The organism is Achromobacter sp. UBA4530, from assembly GCF_002388205.1.
Lineage (GTDB): Bacteria > Pseudomonadota > Gammaproteobacteria > Burkholderiales > Burkholderiaceae_B > Achromobacter > Achromobacter animicus.
In genome coordinates, this window is the sequence record NZ_DGMA01000025.1 from 221,173 (window position 1) to 238,148 (window position 16,976).

Annotated in this window: 15 protein-coding genes; 6 read left to right on the plus strand and 9 right to left on the minus strand. The window is 66.5% G+C overall.

Features of this window, described 5'->3' with window-relative positions; translation table 11 throughout:
* Positions 1-55: 55 nt before the first annotated feature.
* Entirely contained in the window at positions 56-910 is an 855-nt protein-coding gene (locus B2W22_RS18010; protein ID WP_175124667.1) for an IclR family transcriptional regulator, read from the minus strand.
* A gap of 168 nt (positions 911-1,078) precedes the next feature.
* Between B2W22_RS18010 and B2W22_RS18015 the strand changes: the two genes are divergently transcribed.
* The 3 genes from B2W22_RS18015 (at position 1,079) to B2W22_RS18025 (ending at position 4,707) form a co-directional block, all read left to right on the plus strand.
* Positions 1,079-2,047, plus strand: coding sequence for a Bug family tripartite tricarboxylate transporter substrate binding protein (locus B2W22_RS18015; RefSeq protein ID WP_175124668.1), 969 nt, complete (start codon positions 1,079-1,081; stop codon positions 2,045-2,047).
* A gap of 213 nt (positions 2,048-2,260) precedes the next feature.
* The gene (locus tag B2W22_RS18020; RefSeq protein WP_175138797.1) at positions 2,261-3,271 is read left to right on the plus strand and encodes an acyltransferase; all 1,011 of its coding nucleotides are present in this window, start codon (positions 2,261-2,263) and stop codon (positions 3,269-3,271) included.
* Between the two features lie 290 nt (positions 3,272-3,561).
* Positions 3,562-4,707, plus strand: a complete 1,146-nt coding sequence (locus B2W22_RS18025) for an aromatic ring-hydroxylating oxygenase subunit alpha (RefSeq protein WP_175124670.1) — start codon at positions 3,562-3,564, stop codon at positions 4,705-4,707.
* Positions 4,708-4,811: 104 nt separating this feature from the next.
* On the opposite strand, the gene B2W22_RS18030 is transcribed toward B2W22_RS18025, so the two are convergent.
* The 5 genes from B2W22_RS18030 to B2W22_RS18050 all read right to left on the minus strand — a co-directional run bounded on the left by B2W22_RS18030 (position 4,812) and on the right by B2W22_RS18050 (position 10,888).
* Complete coding sequence (locus tag B2W22_RS18030; protein ID WP_175138798.1) at positions 4,812-5,942, minus strand: TIGR03364 family FAD-dependent oxidoreductase; 1,131 nt, start codon at positions 5,940-5,942, stop codon at positions 4,812-4,814.
* A gap of 88 nt (positions 5,943-6,030) precedes the next feature.
* On the minus strand, positions 6,031-7,053 hold the full coding sequence (locus B2W22_RS18035) for a putative 2-aminoethylphosphonate ABC transporter substrate-binding protein (RefSeq protein WP_175124672.1): 1,023 nt from the start codon (positions 7,051-7,053) through the stop codon (positions 6,031-6,033).
* Between the two features lie 127 nt (positions 7,054-7,180).
* On the minus strand, positions 7,181-8,011 hold the full coding sequence (phnX, locus tag B2W22_RS18040; protein WP_414631980.1) for a phosphonoacetaldehyde hydrolase: 831 nt from the start codon (positions 8,009-8,011) through the stop codon (positions 7,181-7,183).
* Between the two features lie 17 nt (positions 8,012-8,028).
* On the minus strand, positions 8,029-9,837 hold the full coding sequence (locus tag B2W22_RS18045; RefSeq protein ID WP_254595025.1) for a putative 2-aminoethylphosphonate ABC transporter permease subunit: 1,809 nt from the start codon (positions 9,835-9,837) through the stop codon (positions 8,029-8,031).
* Complete coding sequence (locus B2W22_RS18050; protein ID WP_175124674.1) at positions 9,815-10,888, minus strand: putative 2-aminoethylphosphonate ABC transporter ATP-binding protein; 1,074 nt, start codon at positions 10,886-10,888, stop codon at positions 9,815-9,817. Before B2W22_RS18050 ends, B2W22_RS18045 begins: the two co-directional genes overlap by 23 nt.
* 145 nt (positions 10,889-11,033) lie before the next feature.
* Between B2W22_RS18050 and B2W22_RS18055 the strand changes: the two genes are divergently transcribed.
* Together B2W22_RS18055 and B2W22_RS18060 are read left to right on the plus strand one after the other, a co-directional pair.
* Positions 11,034-11,897: a LysR family transcriptional regulator gene (locus B2W22_RS18055; RefSeq protein ID WP_175124675.1), complete on the plus strand. Its 864-nt coding sequence runs from the start codon at positions 11,034-11,036 to the stop codon at positions 11,895-11,897.
* A 52-nt stretch (positions 11,898-11,949) separates the two neighbouring features.
* Complete coding sequence (locus B2W22_RS18060) at positions 11,950-12,519, plus strand: phosphonate degradation HD-domain oxygenase (protein ID WP_175124676.1); 570 nt, start codon at positions 11,950-11,952, stop codon at positions 12,517-12,519.
* A gap of 55 nt (positions 12,520-12,574) precedes the next feature.
* Here the strand turns inward: B2W22_RS18060 and B2W22_RS18065 are convergent, their stop codons facing one another.
* Complete coding sequence (locus B2W22_RS18065) at positions 12,575-13,426, minus strand: sulfurtransferase (protein ID WP_175184344.1); 852 nt, start codon at positions 13,424-13,426, stop codon at positions 12,575-12,577.
* A gap of 37 nt (positions 13,427-13,463) precedes the next feature.
* On the minus strand, positions 13,464-14,318 hold the full coding sequence (locus B2W22_RS18070; protein WP_175124678.1) for a DMT family transporter: 855 nt from the start codon (positions 14,316-14,318) through the stop codon (positions 13,464-13,466).
* Positions 14,319-14,472: 154 nt separating this feature from the next.
* Between B2W22_RS18070 and htpX the strand changes: the two genes are divergently transcribed.
* Entirely contained in the window at positions 14,473-15,354 is an 882-nt protein-coding gene (gene htpX, locus B2W22_RS18075; RefSeq protein ID WP_056567464.1) for a protease HtpX, read from the plus strand.
* 102 nt (positions 15,355-15,456) lie between these two features.
* Here the strand turns inward: htpX and B2W22_RS18080 are convergent, their stop codons facing one another.
* Complete coding sequence (locus B2W22_RS18080; RefSeq protein WP_286939048.1) at positions 15,457-16,848, minus strand: L-serine ammonia-lyase; 1,392 nt, start codon at positions 16,846-16,848, stop codon at positions 15,457-15,459.
* Positions 16,849-16,976: the final 128 nt, after the last annotated feature.

Sequence of the window (16,976 nt, forward strand, 5' to 3'; positions counted from 1 at the left end):
ATTAATCCGTGAATTGTACGAGATAGCCAGACGCGGCCCGGATGCGTCCCATGCCCTAGGCCTGCGTGCCCGCCAGGCCCGCCACCGCCGCCAGGAGCGCCGGGGCGACGTGATCCCGAAGATGCGAAGCCTCCAGCAAGCTGGCCGGCCCGCCGCAGCTCATGACGAAGACGCCTTCGCCCGTGATGGACGTGAACGGCACGGCCACGGCATTGATGCCGGATTGCCATTCGCCGATGGCGCAGCAGCAGCCGGACTGCGCCAGTTCGGCGCGCGCCCGCGCGATGGCCTCGGGCGCCGGCGCCGCCTGGTCCAGGCGCGCGAGGACGGCGTCGGACTCGTCTTCGGGCAGGCTGGCCAGGTATGCACGCCCCATGGCGCTGTCCAGCGTGGCGCGGTAGCCGACGGGCAGGCGCAGGTACAGCGCGGACGAGCCGTGGATCGCTTCGACGTAGGTCATGGCGTCGCCGTCGAAAGCGCCCAGCGCCACCGCGCCGCCGGTCTCGCGCGCCAGATCGGTCATGGACGCCTTGGCCAGTTCGCGCACTTCCAGGCCGGCAAGCAGGCCGAATCCCAGCGCCAGCACGCCGTAGCCGGGCGAATACTTGCCGGTGTCGGGGTGATAGCGCAGGTAACCCAGTTCCGTCAGCGTGTAGGTGATGCGACTGATGGTGGGTTTGGGCAGGCCGGTCAGGCGCGCCAGATCCAGGTTGCCCAGCGCGGCCACGCCGTGGCGAAAGCAACGCAGCACATCCAGGCCGCGCGCCAGCGCCGTAATGAAGTCAGGGGAATTGGCGCCCTCGCCCGCGCCGGCGGCCCGCTTGCGCCGGGCGGGCAGGCTCAGTTCAAGCTTCTGGTCCGGCTTGGACGGCGGGAGGGTGATGCGCTTGGCGCCAGAAAACGGTTGCATTTATATACGCTTCGTTTTTATAGTTTATTTCGAAAGACAGAATTAAATTCCATAATCCGGAATTTAAAACATCCAAGGAGACCTGGCAAGCGACGTCGTGAACGATATGCGCGTCAGCCAAGCCAGGCCCGGCGATCCACTCTGACCATGCGACTTCAAGGGGAAAACATGATTCGCAACAGCTTCAAACTGCTCGCCACCCTGGTGCTCAGCGCCGCCGCGCTGGGCGCCCAGGCCGATACGTATCCGTCCCGCCCGATCAAGGTGATCTCGCCCTTCCCGGCGGGCGGCGCCACCGACGTGCTGACGCGCGTCCTGGCCGAGCGGATGGCCAAGAACCTGGGCCAGTCCATGATCGTGGAAAACAAGGCCGGCGCAGGCACGTCGATTGGGGCGGCCTATGTCTCGCGCGAAGCGCCGGACGGCTACACCATCCTCATGGCCACCAACTCGACGCTGGTGACCAACCGCTATCTCTACAAGGAACTGCCCTACGACCCGGACAGCTTCGCCAAGATCGGCATGGTGGGCGTCGGCCCGCTGGTTCTGCTGTCCTCGCCCAAGCGGCCGTTCAACAGCACGCAGGACGTGGTGGCGTACGCCAAGCAGAATCCGGGCAAGCTGACGTTCGCGACCTTCGGCCCGGGCACGTCGTCGCACCTGGCCGGCGAACTCTTCAAGGAACGCGCCGGCATCGACATCCTGCATGTGCCCTTCAAGGGCGCCACGCAGGCCCTGCCCGCGCTGATCAGCGGCGACGTGGACCTGTTCTTCGACATGGTGGCGACCGGCATGCCGCAGGCTGACGCCGGCAAGGTCAAGGTCTTTGCGATCACGAGCCCCACGCGCCTGGCGACCGAGCCCAACGTGAGCACGCTGGCCGAGCAAGGCTATCCCGCGTTCGACATGACCGCGTGGTTCAGCTTCGTGGCCCCCAAGGGCACGCCGGCACCCGTTGTCGAGCGCCTGCAGGCCGCGCTGACCGAAACGCTGAAGGACGAAGCGGTGAAGAAGCGCCTGCTGGACATGGGCATCGACCCGCGTTCGGGCACGGCGGCCGAGCTGGACAAGCAGATCAAGACCGAGCAGCCCATCGTGTCGCAGCTCATCAAGCAGGCCAACATCGTCCTGCAGTAAGCCTGCCTTCATGCCGGTTTCGTGACAAAACGTTCGCGGAGTGCCGGCCCGCGACCGGTGTGCCCGCGGCCCTGCCGCGAGCATGCCTTTCCCCCCGACAGCGCCCTCACGGCCCTGTCGGTTTTTTACGCGCGGTCTAACCCCTGGATACAGAAATCGGCGTCACGTCGCTGCTAAGGTAAGGCGCAGTCGCCGAACCATTCCGGGAGCCCGATGCCTCAGACCGAAGACCGATACGCCCGCCTGGACTCAGCCCGCTGGCTGGCTGCGCTGGCCGTCGTTCTGCTGCACAGCGCCGCACTCATCGTCAGCGATCCCGCCGCCCACGGCCGCGGCGCATGGCTGGCCGCCAATCTGTACGACTCCGCCGCACGCTGGTGCGTGCCCGTCTTCGTGATGGTGAGCGGCGCCCTGCTGCTCGACCCCGACAAGCCCCAGGACGCGCGCCGCTTCTACAGCCGCCGTCTTGCGCGCATCCTGGCCCCGCTGCTGTTCTGGACGCTCTTCTACCTGGCATGGCGCACGGGGCTGGACTGGTGGGACGACGGCCGCATCGATTTTTCGTTCTGGCCGCGCAAGGTCGCGCAGGGCGAGCCTTACTACCACCTCTGGTACCTGTACATGATCGTGGGCCTGTACCTGTTCGCGCCGCTGGTCCGCGTGCTGTATGTGCGCAGCACGCCGAAGGCGCGCGCGCTGTGGGTCGTCGGCATCCTGGGCGTGGCGATCCTTGACGCCCTGTACCGCCGCGCGCTCGGCGCGCCGCATGGCTTTTTCCTGACGTGGTTCCTGCCTTACCTGGGCTACTTCGTCGCCGGCCGTCTGATCTTCGATGGCGAGATGCGCGTTCCGCGCCCGGGCCTGATGCTGGCCGCCACCGTGGCCGCGACCGCGTTGGGCGTGACCGTCATGTCCAACGGCCACGTGCTGGACACCTACTTCTACGACTACTTCAGCCTGACGGTGCCGTTCATGTCGCTGGCTGCGTTCCAATGGATCGTGTCCTCGCCGCGATTGCCCAGGCTTGCAGCGCTGGCCCCGTTGACGTTTGGCGTCTATCTCATCCATCCCGTCTTCCTGGATGTCGCGCGCCGCGTCGGGGCTTTTTCGGGCCAGGACCGCGATGCGTGGGTGGTGCCGTTACTGACGATGATGGTGTTCGCCTTGTCGGCCGCCAGCAGCTGGTTGCTCAGGCGTCATCCGGCCACCCGCCGGCTCGTCTGAAAGACCTACGGAATAAAGGGTTAATCGCGGTTTGCGCGCGGTCAAACCCACCCCGGGATTCACGCGAATGGCCTGCCCTTTTGCCACGGGCGTCGTACAAGCCCTTGGGGTACAATTCACGGCTTATTTGATCGGCCAGACACCGATTTTTCTTCGCGCCAGTACGGATTCAACCAGGCTCGAATTCACGAACAAGGCCCCCGGCACACACCGCGAGGGACCTGGACTTGAACGAAAGCGCCTGGCAAGGCTCAAACCGTCCTGGCTTTTTTATCCGAGCGGAGGGAATCATGACCGACATCGGTCGGATGGCACATGTCGTGCCAGCTCGCACCCAGCTACCCGTCAGCGCTTATTTTGACGAAGCCCTCTTTGCCCGCGAGCAAGAACTCATTTTCAAGCAATCCTCGCTGTACGTCGGCCACCAGAAATTGGTGCCCGAAATCGGGGATTGGCGTACGTTGGTCCAGGAAAACGGAGGGCGCTCGCTGGTTCGCAACCAGCATGGCGTCGAACTCATCTCAAATGTCTGCCGTCACCGTCAGGCATTGATGCTTGGTGGCGAAGCCGGCAACGTGGCCGGCAACTGCAACACGCACGGCAACCTGAAGGCAACTGGCGGCAACATCGTCTGCCCGCTGCACCGCTGGACGTACAACAACCAAGGCGAGTTGTTGGGCGCGCCGCAGTTCGAAACCACGCCCTGCATGAACCTGCAGAAGTTCCGCCTGCGCGATTGCCACGGGCTGCTCTTCGAAGGCCCGCGCGACCCGGCTGCCGACATGGCGCCGCTGTTCGGGCGCCCCGAGTTCGACTTCGGCGACTACGTGCTGGACCACGTTGAAGTGCATCAGTGCAACTACAACTGGAAGACCTTCATCGAGGTCTACCTCGAGGACTACCACGTCGGCCCGTTCCATCCCGGACTGGGGCGTTTCGTCACCTGCGACGACCTGACCTGGGAGTTCAACGACTGGTACAGCCTGCAGAAGGTGGGCGTGCACAACGCGCTGGCGCAGCCGGGTTCGGACGTGTACAAGCAGTGGCACGACCGCCTGCTGTCGTTCCGCGAAGGCGACGCCCCCGACTTCGGCGCCGTGTGGGTCACGTACTTCCCGACCCACATGATCGAGCTCTATCCGCACGTGCTGGTGCTGTCCACGCTGTACCCGAAGGGCCCGCAGGAAACGGTCAACGTGGTCGAGTTCTACTACCCCGAGGAAATCGCTGCGTTTGAGCGCGAGTTCGTCGAGGCGCAGCGCGCGGCCTACATGGAAACGGCCATCGAGGACGACGAGATCGCCGAACGCATGGATGCCGGCCGCAAGGCGTTGATGCTGCGCGGCGTGAACGAGACCGGTCCCTACCAGTCGCCCATGGAAGACGGCATGCAGCACTTCCACGAGTGGTACCGCCGCATCATGCAGTCGGTGTAGTCCCCACCGCCTCAGCCCGCATGACAAAAGGGCCTTGCGACATCCTTTACGGATCGCAAGGCCCTTTTTTCGTCCAGCGGCGTTGTGCGGTTCAGCGTCCGAGTTTAACGTCCAATAACGCCCGCCACCGTCCGTTCGCCGATCGCCAACCCCACCGTCATGCCGACGCCAGAGTGCATGACCGCCACCGTGGTGGCCGCGTCCACCGGCAGCACGGAAAACGGCGCCGGTCCGTGCGCGCCGTAGACGCCTTGCCACCGCTCGACCACGCGCAGCCGCGCACCCAGCGCCTGCGAGGCCAGATCCAGCATGGCGTTGTCGACGGCTTCGTCGTTGAATGGCAATGCGTCCTGCCCGTACTGGTGCGAGTCGCCGATGATCAGTTCGCCGTACGGCGTGGGACTGATCAGCAGGTGGATGCCGTTTTCCAGCAGCATCGGCGTACGCGCCTGGATCACGCCGCGCAGCGTCTGCGCCGTCGGCAGGTCCGAGAACGCGCCGTAATGCACGCAGGACAGGCCGGTGAGCAGCGGCCGGTCCAGCGCGATGGGCGCGCCGTCGAACACCGCACGCAGCATCTGCAGGCGCGTGACCTCCAGGTTCAGCGGCGCGAACTGTTCGGGCAACAGGGTCAGGTAATCGTGGCCGGGACACACGAACACATGCGACGCCTTGAAGTCGCCCGCCGAGGTGCTGACTTCGCCGTTTTCCACGGCGCGCGCCAGGGTTCCCGTGATGAAGTCGATGCCCAGCGAGGACTGCAGATAGTGCGTGATGGCCGGCAGCGCCTCGCGCGAATAGATCTGCAGGTCATCGTGGCCGCGCAGCGCCAGGCAGTGGTGGGCCAGCTGGCCGTTGTACAGCGCCCCCACCTCGCGAGCCGACAGCAGGTCGGCACGGTACCCTTCCTGCCGCAGCCGCATGTCCGCGAATTCCCGCAACACGTCGGCCTCGTCGGCATTGCGCGCCAGCACCAGCGCGCCATTGGCACGCACATGAAAACCCGCCTTGTCCGCCAGATCGAGCCACAGCTCGCGGGACTGCTGCGCGTGCGACAGCATCGTGCCGGGCGCCTGGCCCGTCACGATGACCTGGCCGAAGTTGCGGATCGTCGCGCCGTGCGCCTGGCGGCTGCGCTCGATGACGGCCACGGACAGGCCGCGCTTGGCGGCGGCCCAGGCATGCGCGATGCCGAGCATGCCCGCGCCCACCACGATTACGTCGTAAGTCTTCATTTTTGAACTACTGCTAGAGGAATGTCGGGGAGACCCCCGCGGGTCTCCCGATGCGCGGCGGCGCGCTGCCGCCGCGGTGGGTCAGGGATTACTTCTTCTTCGGCTCGGACTTGCCGTCGTAGCGCTTCGTCCACTCGGCAATGATGCGGTCGCGGTTCGTTGCGGCCCACGTGAAGTCGTTCTTGATCATGCGCGAGGTCAGATCGGCCGGCAGGTTGGGATTGGCGGTCGCAATCGACGGGATCGCCAGCACTGCGAAGTTGGCCTTGTACAGCTCGTTGGCTTCGCGGCTTGCCGAGAAGTCAGCCAGCTTGCGGGCGGCGTCGAGGTTCTTGGTGCCCTTCATGATGGCGGTGGCTTCGACTTCCCAGCCCAGGCCTTCCGACGGGAACACGGCTTCGACCGGCGCGCCGTCGGCCTTCAGCTTGGCGGCGCGGTAGTCGAACGAGATGCCGATCGGGAATTCGCCGGCGGCAGCCATGTTGCACGGCTTGGAACCCGAGTGCGTGTACGAGCCGATGTTCTTGTGCAGGGCGTCCATATAGGCCCAGCCCTTTTCTTCACCGAAGATCTGTAGCCAGGCGCTAACGTCCAGGAAGCCCGTGCCGGACGAGGCCGGGTTCGGCATGACGATCTTGCCGGCGTACACCGGCTTGGTCAGATCCTGCCACGACGTGGGCTTGGGCAGCTTCTGCTTTTCGGCTTCGATCGTGTTGAAGCAGATGGCGGCTGCGTAGCCGTCCATGCCGACCCAGGCCGGTTCGGCCTTGGCGTCGCGCATGTTGGCGGCGATCTGGTCCAGGCCCTTCGGGGCGTAGGGCTGCAGCATGCCTTCCTTGTCCATCAGGCCCAGCGCCGTGCCGGCCAGACCCCAGATCACGTCGGCCTTCGGGTTGTTCTTTTCGGCCAGCAGCTTGGCGGCGATGATGCCGGTGGAGTCGCGCACCCACTGGATCTTGATGTCGGGGTTGGCCTTTTCGAAGGCGGCCTGATAGGCCTTGATCTGGTCGGCTTCCAGCGCCGTGTAGACGGTCAGCGTGGTCTCGGCCGAGGCGGCGCTCATCACGCCCGTCAGGGCGGCGGCCAGTGCAAGCAGCTTGTAGCGATTCATGAACAACTCCGTGAGTGAGCGGAAAAGCAGGGTGAACGAGGTCCCCACGGCCGGCGGCTGCCGGCTGCGGATCGTGGTGAGTCAAAGGTCTATGGGTGGCCCGGCACGCCGGGCGGCAGCGTCTAGTTCAGGGGCGGTCGCCTCGCGACAGTCGGGCTTCGATGTCGTCGACCACGGCCGGCAGGTCGGCCACCGTGTCGATCAGGTAGTGCGGACCGGCCGGATTCAGTTCCGCGCGGGCAGCATCGCGTGCCGCGTCGCGGGCGGGTTCGGAAAGGCCCTTGTATTCGTCCAGCGTCAGGCCCGCGGCGTTGCCGGACAGCAGCAGCCCCACGGTCCACATGCCGGCGCGGCGGCCCTCTTCGATGCCGGGCGCGGTGTCGTCGACCTTGATGCAGCCGGCCACGTCGGACAAGCCAAGCTCCACCACATTCTTCAAGGCCATGGCGGGCGCGGGACGCGCACGCGGCACTTCATCGCTGGCGACGATGCAGTCGGGCGTCAGGTCCTCGGTGGCGGCGCGTTCGACCACGCGGCCCATCACGCTGGCGGGATAGCCGGAGCACGATCCGATCGTCAGTCCGCGCGCGCGCAAGGCGCGCATCACCTCGGCGGCACCCGGAATGGCGGCCGAGTACTGCGCCACTTTTTCCAGCTGCATCGGCAGGAAACGCTCGTAGATGGCGGTGACGTCGTCGTCGCTCGGCAAGCGGCCGAAGCGGGCCTGGTACTGGCTGGCAATGGCGGGCTGGTCGCACAGCGTGCGGATGTGATCCCACTTGCCCATGCCCATCGGGCCGCGCGCTTCTTTCAGCGACACGTCCATGCCGAACTGCGCAAACGCATCCACGAACACCTTGGTGGGGGCAAAGGAACCGAAGTCGACCAGCGTGCCGGCCCAGTCGAAGATCACCGCTTCTAGGCGGACGGGCAAAGGTTGAGCAGTCATGAAAGTCATCCTGGAAAAATGATCGGTCAGCGGGACGCCGGGCGCCGCCAGGCCTGGGTGCGCGCCACCAGGGCGCGGCTCGCCAGGTGCAGGATCAGCGCGGCGACGGCGGAACTGGCCATGATGACCGTGCACATGGCGGCGGCCGGGCCGATGAAGCCGGCGTCGTCCATGTTCAGCACGGCGACCGCGGCCAGCACCGTGGACGGGCTGTACAGAAACACCACCGCCGACACGGTCGTCATGGCGGACACGAACAGGTAGCGGGCCACGTCCAGCGCCGCGGGCAGGCACATCGGCAGCGTCACGCGCAAAAAGGTCGTCAGGCGCGGCACCTTCAGCGACGCGGAGGCGGCCTCGAACTCCGGGTCCAGCGCATTGAGCGCGGTGGCGGCCGTCAGGTGGGCGCTGGTATAGAAGTGCACCACCGTGCACAGCACGAGCAGCGGCATCGTGCCGTACAGCACGTTCAGCGGGTTCGACACGCTGTTGAAGAAGAAGATGTAGCCCAGGCCCAGCACCAGCCCCGGCACGGCCATCGGCATCAGCGCCAGCATGCCGGCCACGCCGCGCAGGCCGCGCGCCATCGTGCTGCGCGCCGGCACCTTCTCCATCATCCACGCGCCGACAAAGACCACCAGGGTTCCGACGAGCGCGGTGCAGAACGCGAGTTGGAGGCTGTTGCGCCAGGCGAGCCAGCCGCCGCCGTCCATGTTGTCGAAGTCGTACGAACGCAGCGACATCGACAGGTTGTACGGCCACATCTTCACGAACGAGGCCCAGACCGCCACGCCGATGATCAGCAGCAGGAAGGCCGCCATCACGCCCGCCAGCGCCAGGAACGCCGCGTCGCGCCGGCCGTTCACGCCGGCCGCGTAAGGCTGCGCGCGGCCGCTCATCTGGGCGCCCTGACGGGCACGCAAGCGGCGGTCCAGCACGAAGGTCAGCAGCGCCGGCAGCAGGAGCAGGATGCCAATCGCCGCCCCCTTCGGGAAATTCTGCTGCCCCACCACCGCCTTGTAGGCTTCCATCGCCAGCACGTTGTAATCGCCGCCCACCACCTTGGGCACGCCGAAGTCCGTGACGGTCAGCGTGAACACCACGCAGCAGGCCGAGAACACCGCATAGCGCGTGCCGGGCAGCGTGACCGTCATGAAGGTGCGCCACGGCCCCGCGCCCATGGCGCGTGCGGCGTCATACAGGCGCCCATCTGCCAGCGCCAGGCCGGTCAGCAAAATCATGAGCGCATGCGGAAACGTGTAGAAGGCCTCGCCGACGACGATGCCCCAGAAGCCGTAGATGGTGGCGCCGCCGGTCAGGCCCTTGAGCAGGCCCTGATTGCCAAGCAGGTAGACCAACGCAATGCCAGGCAGCAGCGACGGCGCCAGCAGCGGCAGCAGCGCGATCGTGCGCAGCAGGCCCTTGCCCGGCAGGCGGGTGCGGGTGAGGCCATACGCAAAACCGTACGCGCACGGCACCACCAGCAGGGTCGTCACGACGCCCACCGCCAGGCTGCGCCCGACCATGTCCATGAAGCCGTCGGCGCTGATGATGCTGGCTATGACCGACAGGCCCGCCCAGCCGCCGTCAGCGTCCGTGACCGATTTGAGCAGGATCGCCGCCAAGGGCAACGCCAGGAAAAGCAGAAGGCCAAGCGCCAGGCCGCCTTGCCCCAACGCCAGGCCCAGCGCGCCGACCCACGCGGGCAACGGACGGCGTCCCAAGGCGGGCAGCGGCGCGGATGCGGGAACCGCGGGCGCAGCGGAAACCGCAGCGGGCTGGCCGATGGCGCGGGAATTGTTCACGGCAGGATCAAGCGTAGGCGCGTATCGCATGGCGCGGCAGCTCCACCCAGCAACGGCCGGCAGCGTGAGCGCCCAGCAGGGCGTCTCCGGTTTCAGGGGACACGATGGAATGGACCGTGGCGCCGGGCACGCCTTCCAGGCGCAGGGCGAGGCGATAACTGCGACCCAGGAACACGCCATCCAGCACGTCGGCCAGCATGGCGTTCGGCGCTTCCGGCTTGGCCATGGAAACGCGCACGGCCTCGGGCCGCACGAAAAGCTTGCCCGAGCCAGCGTCCAGCGCGGCGTCCACCGCCAGCTCCTGGCGGCCAACGCGGGCGCGGTGGGTGTCGATGCGTTCAAACGGCAGCCAGTTGGCCTCGCCGACGAAATCGGCGATGAAGGCCGATCCCGGCTGACGATACAGTTCGCGCGGCGTGCCGTACTGTTCGATGACGCCGCCGTTCATCACGGCGATGCGGTCGGCCATCACCATGGCCTCTTCCTGGTCATGCGTCACCATGAGCGTGGTGATGGACAGGCGCTTTTGCAGCGCACGCAGTTCGATGCGCAGGTGTTCACGCACCCGCGCATCCAGCGCGGACATGGGTTCGTCCAGCAACAGCAGGGACGGCGACGGCGCCAACGCGCGCGCCAGCGCCACGCGCTGCTGCTGGCCGCCCGATATCTGGCCGGGATATTTGTTCGACGCGCCCGCCAGACCCACGAGCGTCAGCATTTCCTCGACGCGGCTGGCGACGTGGCTGCGGTGGGCGCGCTTGCCGCTCAAGCCGTAGGCCACGTTCTGGGCCACGGTCAGGTTCGGAAACAGCGCATAGGACTGGAACAGGATCCCGTAGTCGCGCGCCTGCGGCTCGGCATGGGAGATGTCGCGGCCCGATAGCACGATGGTGCCGCTGTCCTGGCGCTCCAGCCCGGCAATCGCACGCAGCAGCGTCGTCTTGCCGCAACCCGACGGCCCCAGCAGACACACCAGCTCTCCGGCGCGGATATCCAGCGACACATCGGCCAGCGCCGTGTGGGTGCCGAATCGCTTGACGAGATTCTGCACGGAGAGAAAGGCGGTATCGCGTTGGGGCATGAGGCCTCCGGTCTGGGAACGAAGGCAGTATGGAATCGGCGTATTGAGCGTTTATGACACTTCGCGCAAATGCAGTAATAAAAACATCAAATTATTTTGGTGTACTGGCGGTCTTGCGCATTGCGTCCAATCCTCGCCCCCGATCGTGCTCGTCGCCGAACTCAAATCCTTCTATGCCGTGGCCCGCTGCGGAACCGTCACCAAGGCCGCCGCCCAACTGGGCGTGAGCCAGCCCACGGTGACCGGGCAGTTGCGTCAGCTCGAATCGCGCTACGGCATCGAACTGTTCCACCGGCAGGGGCGCGGCATGCGGTTGTCGGACGCCGGGCAGAACCTGATGCCGATGGTCGAGAAGCTGGTGCAGCAGGAGACCGAGATCGACTTCCGGCTGCGCGACGCGAGCGATCTGCGCGAGGGCAACCTGCGCATCGGCGCGACCGGCCCGTACTACATCATGGACACCGTGCGGCGCTACAACCAGCGCTATCCCGGCATCGACCTGACCGTCACGATCGGCAATTCGCAGTCGATGCTCCGGGCGCTGCAGGATTACCGCATCGAGATTGCCACGTCTTCCTTTCTGATGGATGACAAGCACCTATACCGGCGCAAGATCGCCGCGGACCCGATCCGCGTGGTGGTGCACCGGACACATCCGCTGGCCCGGCGCGGGCAGGTGCGCCTTGCCGATCTGGCGGACTATGCGCTGCTGCTGCGCGAGCCGGGTTCCATGACGCGCCACCTGACGGAAGAGGCGCTGCAAGCCGCCGGCGTCACCGTGCGCCGCACGCTGGAGATTGGCAGCCGCGAGTCGATCCGCCAAGCCATCCTGTGCGAGCTGGGCATCAGCCTGATCCCGTCACGCGAAATCCCGTCCCACCCCGATCTGGCAGCCCTCGACATCGAAGACGCCGGCATCGTGATGAATGAGTACCTGTACTGCCTGCGCGAGCGCCAACCGGTGCAGCTTATCGCGCGCTTTCTGGAGATGGCGCCGGCAGCCGGCTGACCGTTGCGGTCACTGCCCGCCTCTTCCCCTTGCGGCCACTCAGGAGACAACCATGGCCTTGACCCTGCAGGATATCGAACAGCTTTTCCTGGAACGCGGGCACCGTTCCTATCATGGCGAATCCGTCAGCCATCTGCGGCACGCGCTGCAGACGGCGACGCTCGCCGAACAGAACGGCGCCAACGCCCATCTCATCACGGCGTGCCTGCTGCATGACCTGGGCCACCTGATCGCCGATCGGCCCGGCACGCCGACGCTGCGCGGCATCGACGACAAGCATCAGTATTTCGTGCTGCCCTTCCTGCGCGGCTTGTTCAGCGCCGCCGTGCTGGATCCCATCCGCCTGCACGTCGAGGCCAAGCGCTACCTCTGCTATGTCGAACCGCAGTACGAAGCGAGGCTGTCCGAGGATTCGCGCCGCAGCCTGGCACTGCAGGGCGGCAGTTTCGACGCCGGCCAGGCGGTGGACTTCGCCAGCATGCCCGGCGCGCCCGATGCGATCCGCCTGCGGCGGTGGGACGACATGGCCAAGGTGCCGGGGCTGGCCACGCCGCCGCTCGATCACTTCCTGGAAATCGCCGAAAGCGTGTCCGGACGCGTCAAGCTGGCCGCGGTCTGGTAACTGCCCGCCCGCGACCATGAAAAAAGCCAGGGTGTGCGCCCTGGCTTTTTGTCGTTCATTCGCCCTTGGCCACCGGCCGGGCGGGATCGCTGCACCATTCGCTCCAGGAACCCGGATACAGGCGGGAACCGGACAGGCCGGCGATTTCCATCGACAGCAGGTTGTGGCAGGCGGTGATGCCCGAGCCGCACTGGTGGACGATGGACGCCGGATCGCGCCCCGCCAGAAGCGCCCCGAATTCCGCGCGCAGCGCGTCGGCTGACTTGAAGCGGCCGTCCGGCTGCAGATTTTCGCCGTTCGGGCGGTTCAGCGCGCCGGGGATATGGCCGGCCACCGGGTCCATCGGTTCCACTTCGCCGCGATAGCGATTGGCGGCGCGCGCGTCGATCACGGTGAAGGCCGGCTGGGCGATGTTGGCCAGCACCGTCTGGGCATCCACCGTGCCGGCCAGCGGTGCGCCTGGCTCGACCGGCTTGCCCGGCTGCACGGCGGGCGCCGCGTCATGGCTGACGGGCAGGCCAGCGGCCGTCCAGGCTTGCCATCCGCCGTCCAGCACAGCGACCTGGTCATGGCCCAGCCACCGCAGCATCCACCACAGATGCGCCGCATACATGCCGCCGCTGGCGTCGTACGCCACGACCAGCGTGCCGGGGGTCACGCCGTGGGCGGCCATCAGCGCGCCGAACTGGGCGCGGTCCGGCAGCGGATGGCGGCCGTTCTTGCCCGTCTTCGCGGCGGCCAGCTCGGTTTCATGATCCAGGTAGCGGGCGCCGGGAATGTGGCCCGCGTCATAGGCCTGGCGGCCCGCCGCGTGGTTGGTCAAATCGTGGCGCACGTCGAACACGCGCACGTCGGGCGTATCCAAACGCGCGGCCAGGTCAGCGGCGGAGATCAGGGTCGTCGTCATGCGAGGGGGCTCCTGTGGAATTCGGCGGATGCTGGGTTCAGACCGGCTTGGGATCGCGCATGGTGCGCCACACCGACAGCAGGCCCGCGAAGATGATGAGGCCCATGCCGGCCCAGGCCACGACGTCCAAATGGTCGCCCCAGAAGCCCATGCCGATCAGCGCCGCAAAAATGATGGTGCTGTACTGCAGGGCGGCGGTCAGCAGCGCCGACCCCATGCCGAACGCCCGGGTCATGGCCAACTGGCCAAACAGCCCCGCGACGCCCACGCCCAGCAGCGAAAGATAACCGGTCCAGTCCGCATAGCCCCAGCCTTCAAACGCCAGTCCGGCGCCGCTGGACGCGCACACCGCGACCGAGAAGAACAGCACCGTGCGCCATTCGGGTTCGCCGATGCGGCCCAGCTGGCGGATCTGCATCATCGCGATGGCGGACATGGCGCCCGCCCCCATGCCGAGCAGGGCGGCAAGCCACTGGTCTTCGTTGATGCTGGGCCGCAGCACGGCAATGACGCCCATGAACCCCAGCGCCACGGCCAGGATCCGCACCGGATCGCGCTGCGCCCCGCCCCACCCCAGCATCCAACAGGCGATGAACAGCGGCGCCGTGTAGTTCAGGCTGGTGGCCGTGGCCAAAGGCAGATGGGAGATGGCAAAAAAGCCCAGCCACATCGATGTGACGCCGGACAGATTGCGCCAGATGTGCAGCTTCCAGCTCGTGGGAATGATGGACTGGCGGCCGGCGCGCGCCCAGATCAGCAGCAGGATCACCGACGGCAGGCCGCGAAAGAGCACGACCTGCGGCAGCGACGCGCCGTGTTCGGTGCCGAGCTTCACGAACGACCCCATGATGGCGAACATGGCGGACGCCACCAACATCCAAAGTGCCTGCATGCGGGTCTACGCTAAGGGAAAAGGGGGGGATGGAATAAGGGAAAGCGATACTATACTCTCCGTCACCCGGAGCGGAGCCGGCGAGTCGGGGAACTGGCGAGGCCCCGCGATGTCGAAATCCGGGTATTTGCCGCTCGCAGAGGAATAAAAAAACATGAAACGCATTGTTCTGTTCGTCATCACCAACCTGGCCGTCATGCTCGTGCTGTCGGCCACGCTGCGCATCCTGGGCGTGGACCGTGTCATCACGGCCAACGGGATCAACTTCAACGCGCTCCTGATCTTCTCGGTCGTGGTCGGCTTCACCGGCGCCATCATTTCGCTCCTCATGAGCAAGCCGATGGCCAAGTGGAGCACCGGCGCGCAAGTGCTGGATCCCAACGCGCCCCGCAACCAGCGGGAAGCCTGGCTGGTTGACACGGTCCACCAACTGGCCGACCGCGCCGGCATCGGCCGCCCCGAAGTCGCCATCTACGAAGGCGCCCCCAACGCGTTTGCCACCGGCGCGTTCAAGAACGACTCGCTGGTCGCCGTGTCGACGGGCCTCCTGGAAAGCATGTCCGAAGAGGAAGTCGCAGCCGTGCTGGCGCACGAAGTCGCGCACATCGCCAACGGCGACATGGTCACCCTGACCCTGATCCAGGGCGTGGTGAACACCTTCGTCATCTTCCTGGCGCGCGTGGTCGGCTACTTCATCGACCGCGTCGTGTTCAAGAACGAACGCGGCATCGGCCCGGGCTACTTCGTCACGGTGCTGGTCTGTGAAATCATCTTCGGCGTCCTGGCTTCGATCATCGTGGCCTGGTTCTCGCGCCAGCGCGAATACCGCGCCGACGCCGGCTCGGCCCACCTGATGGGCGCCCGCGAACCGATGATCCGCGCCCTTGCCCGCCTGGGCGGCCTGGAACCGGGCGAACTGCCCAAGTCGTTCGAAGCGTCCGGCATCACCGGCAAGGGCGGCCTGGCGGCCATGTTCGCCTCGCACCCGCCGATCCCGGCCCGCATCGCCGCGCTGCAGAATGCGCGCGTGATCTGACCGGCCCCGGCCATTGGCCGCAAAAAAGCCCGCTTCGGCGGGCTTTTTTGCGTACGTATCAAGCACAAGTGCGTGGATGGGAGGCCGCCACCCAGGCCGCGCTCAGCACTCGACGATATTCACCGCCAGACCGCCTCGCGCCGTTTCCTTGTACTTGGTCTTCATGTCGGCGCCGGTTTCGCGCATGGTCTTGATGACCGAGTCCAGCGACACATAATGCTGGCCGTCGCCGCGCAGCGCCATGCGGGCGGCGTTGACGGCCTTGACCGAGGCCATGGCGTTGCGCTCGATACAGGGAATCTGCACCAGTCCACCGACCGGGTCGCAGGTCAAGCCGAGGTTGTGCTCCATGCCGATCTCGGCCGCATTTTCCACCTGCTCCACCGACCCGCCCAGCGCCGCCGCTAATCCGCCGGCCGCCATGGAACAGGCCACGCCGACCTCACCCTGACAGCCCACTTCCGCGCCCGACAGCGACGCGTTGTACTTGTACAGCAGCCCGATCGCGGCCGCGGTCAGCAGGAAGTCGCGCACGCCATCGCGGTTGGCGCCCGGCACGAAGCGATCGTAATAGTGCAGCACCGCCGGGATGATGCCCGCCGCGCCGTTGGTCGGCGCGGTGACCACGCGGCCGCCCGCGGCGTTCTCTTCGTTGACGGCCATCGCGTACAGGTTCACCCAGTCCATGACGGACAGCGGGTCGGACAGCGTGCGCTCGGCGCGCTGCGTGAGATTGCGGTACAGCTCCGGGGCACGGCGGCGCACGCGCAGCGGACCGGGCAGCTCGCCGTCCGCCTCCGGATAGTTGATGCCACAGCCGCGCGCCACGCAGTCCTGCATCACCTGCCAGATCCGGTCCAGCCCGGCGTTGACCTCCGAGGCTTCGCGCCAGGTCAGCTCGTTCTGCATCATGATCTGCGCGACGGTCATGCCGTTTTCCTGGCACATGGCCAAGAGCTCGCGTCCCATGCGGAACGGGTACGGCAACTGATCGTGCGCGGCGATGACCTGGCTGTTGGACGCGCCCGCCGTGACGACGAAGCCCCCGCCCACCGACAGGTAGCGCGCCTCGCGCAGGATCTGGCCGTCGGCGTCGAAGGCGTGGAATTTCATGCCATTGGGGTGTTCGGCCATGGCTTCGCGGCGGTAGAACATCAGGTGTTCCTTTTCCACGAAGGGCAGCGGGTACTTGCCCAGCAACGGCAGTTGGCGGCTGGCGCGTACGGACGCGACCATGCCGGCGATGGCAGCCGGATCGACGGTGTCGGGCGCCTCGCCCATCAGGCCCAGCAGCACGCCCTTGTCGGTGCCGTGGCCCTTGCCGGTGGCGCCCAACGATCCGTACAGTTCGGCCCGCACGCTGGCGACCCGCGGAATCAGGCCGTCACGCTCCAGCCCCTGGGCGAACAGCAGCGCCGCCCGCATCGGACCCACGGTATGGGAACTTGACGGGCCGATACCCACCTTGAACAGATCGAAAACGGAAACGGCCACGCCAAACTCCAAGACATCCACAAATGATCAGGCAATGATACGCGTAGCCCCGGGCGCACGCAGCAAAGCCCCGCCGGGCGTATCCTGTATCTTCGCGCCGGGTGTCAAAGCCCGGCGGGGCATGCGAT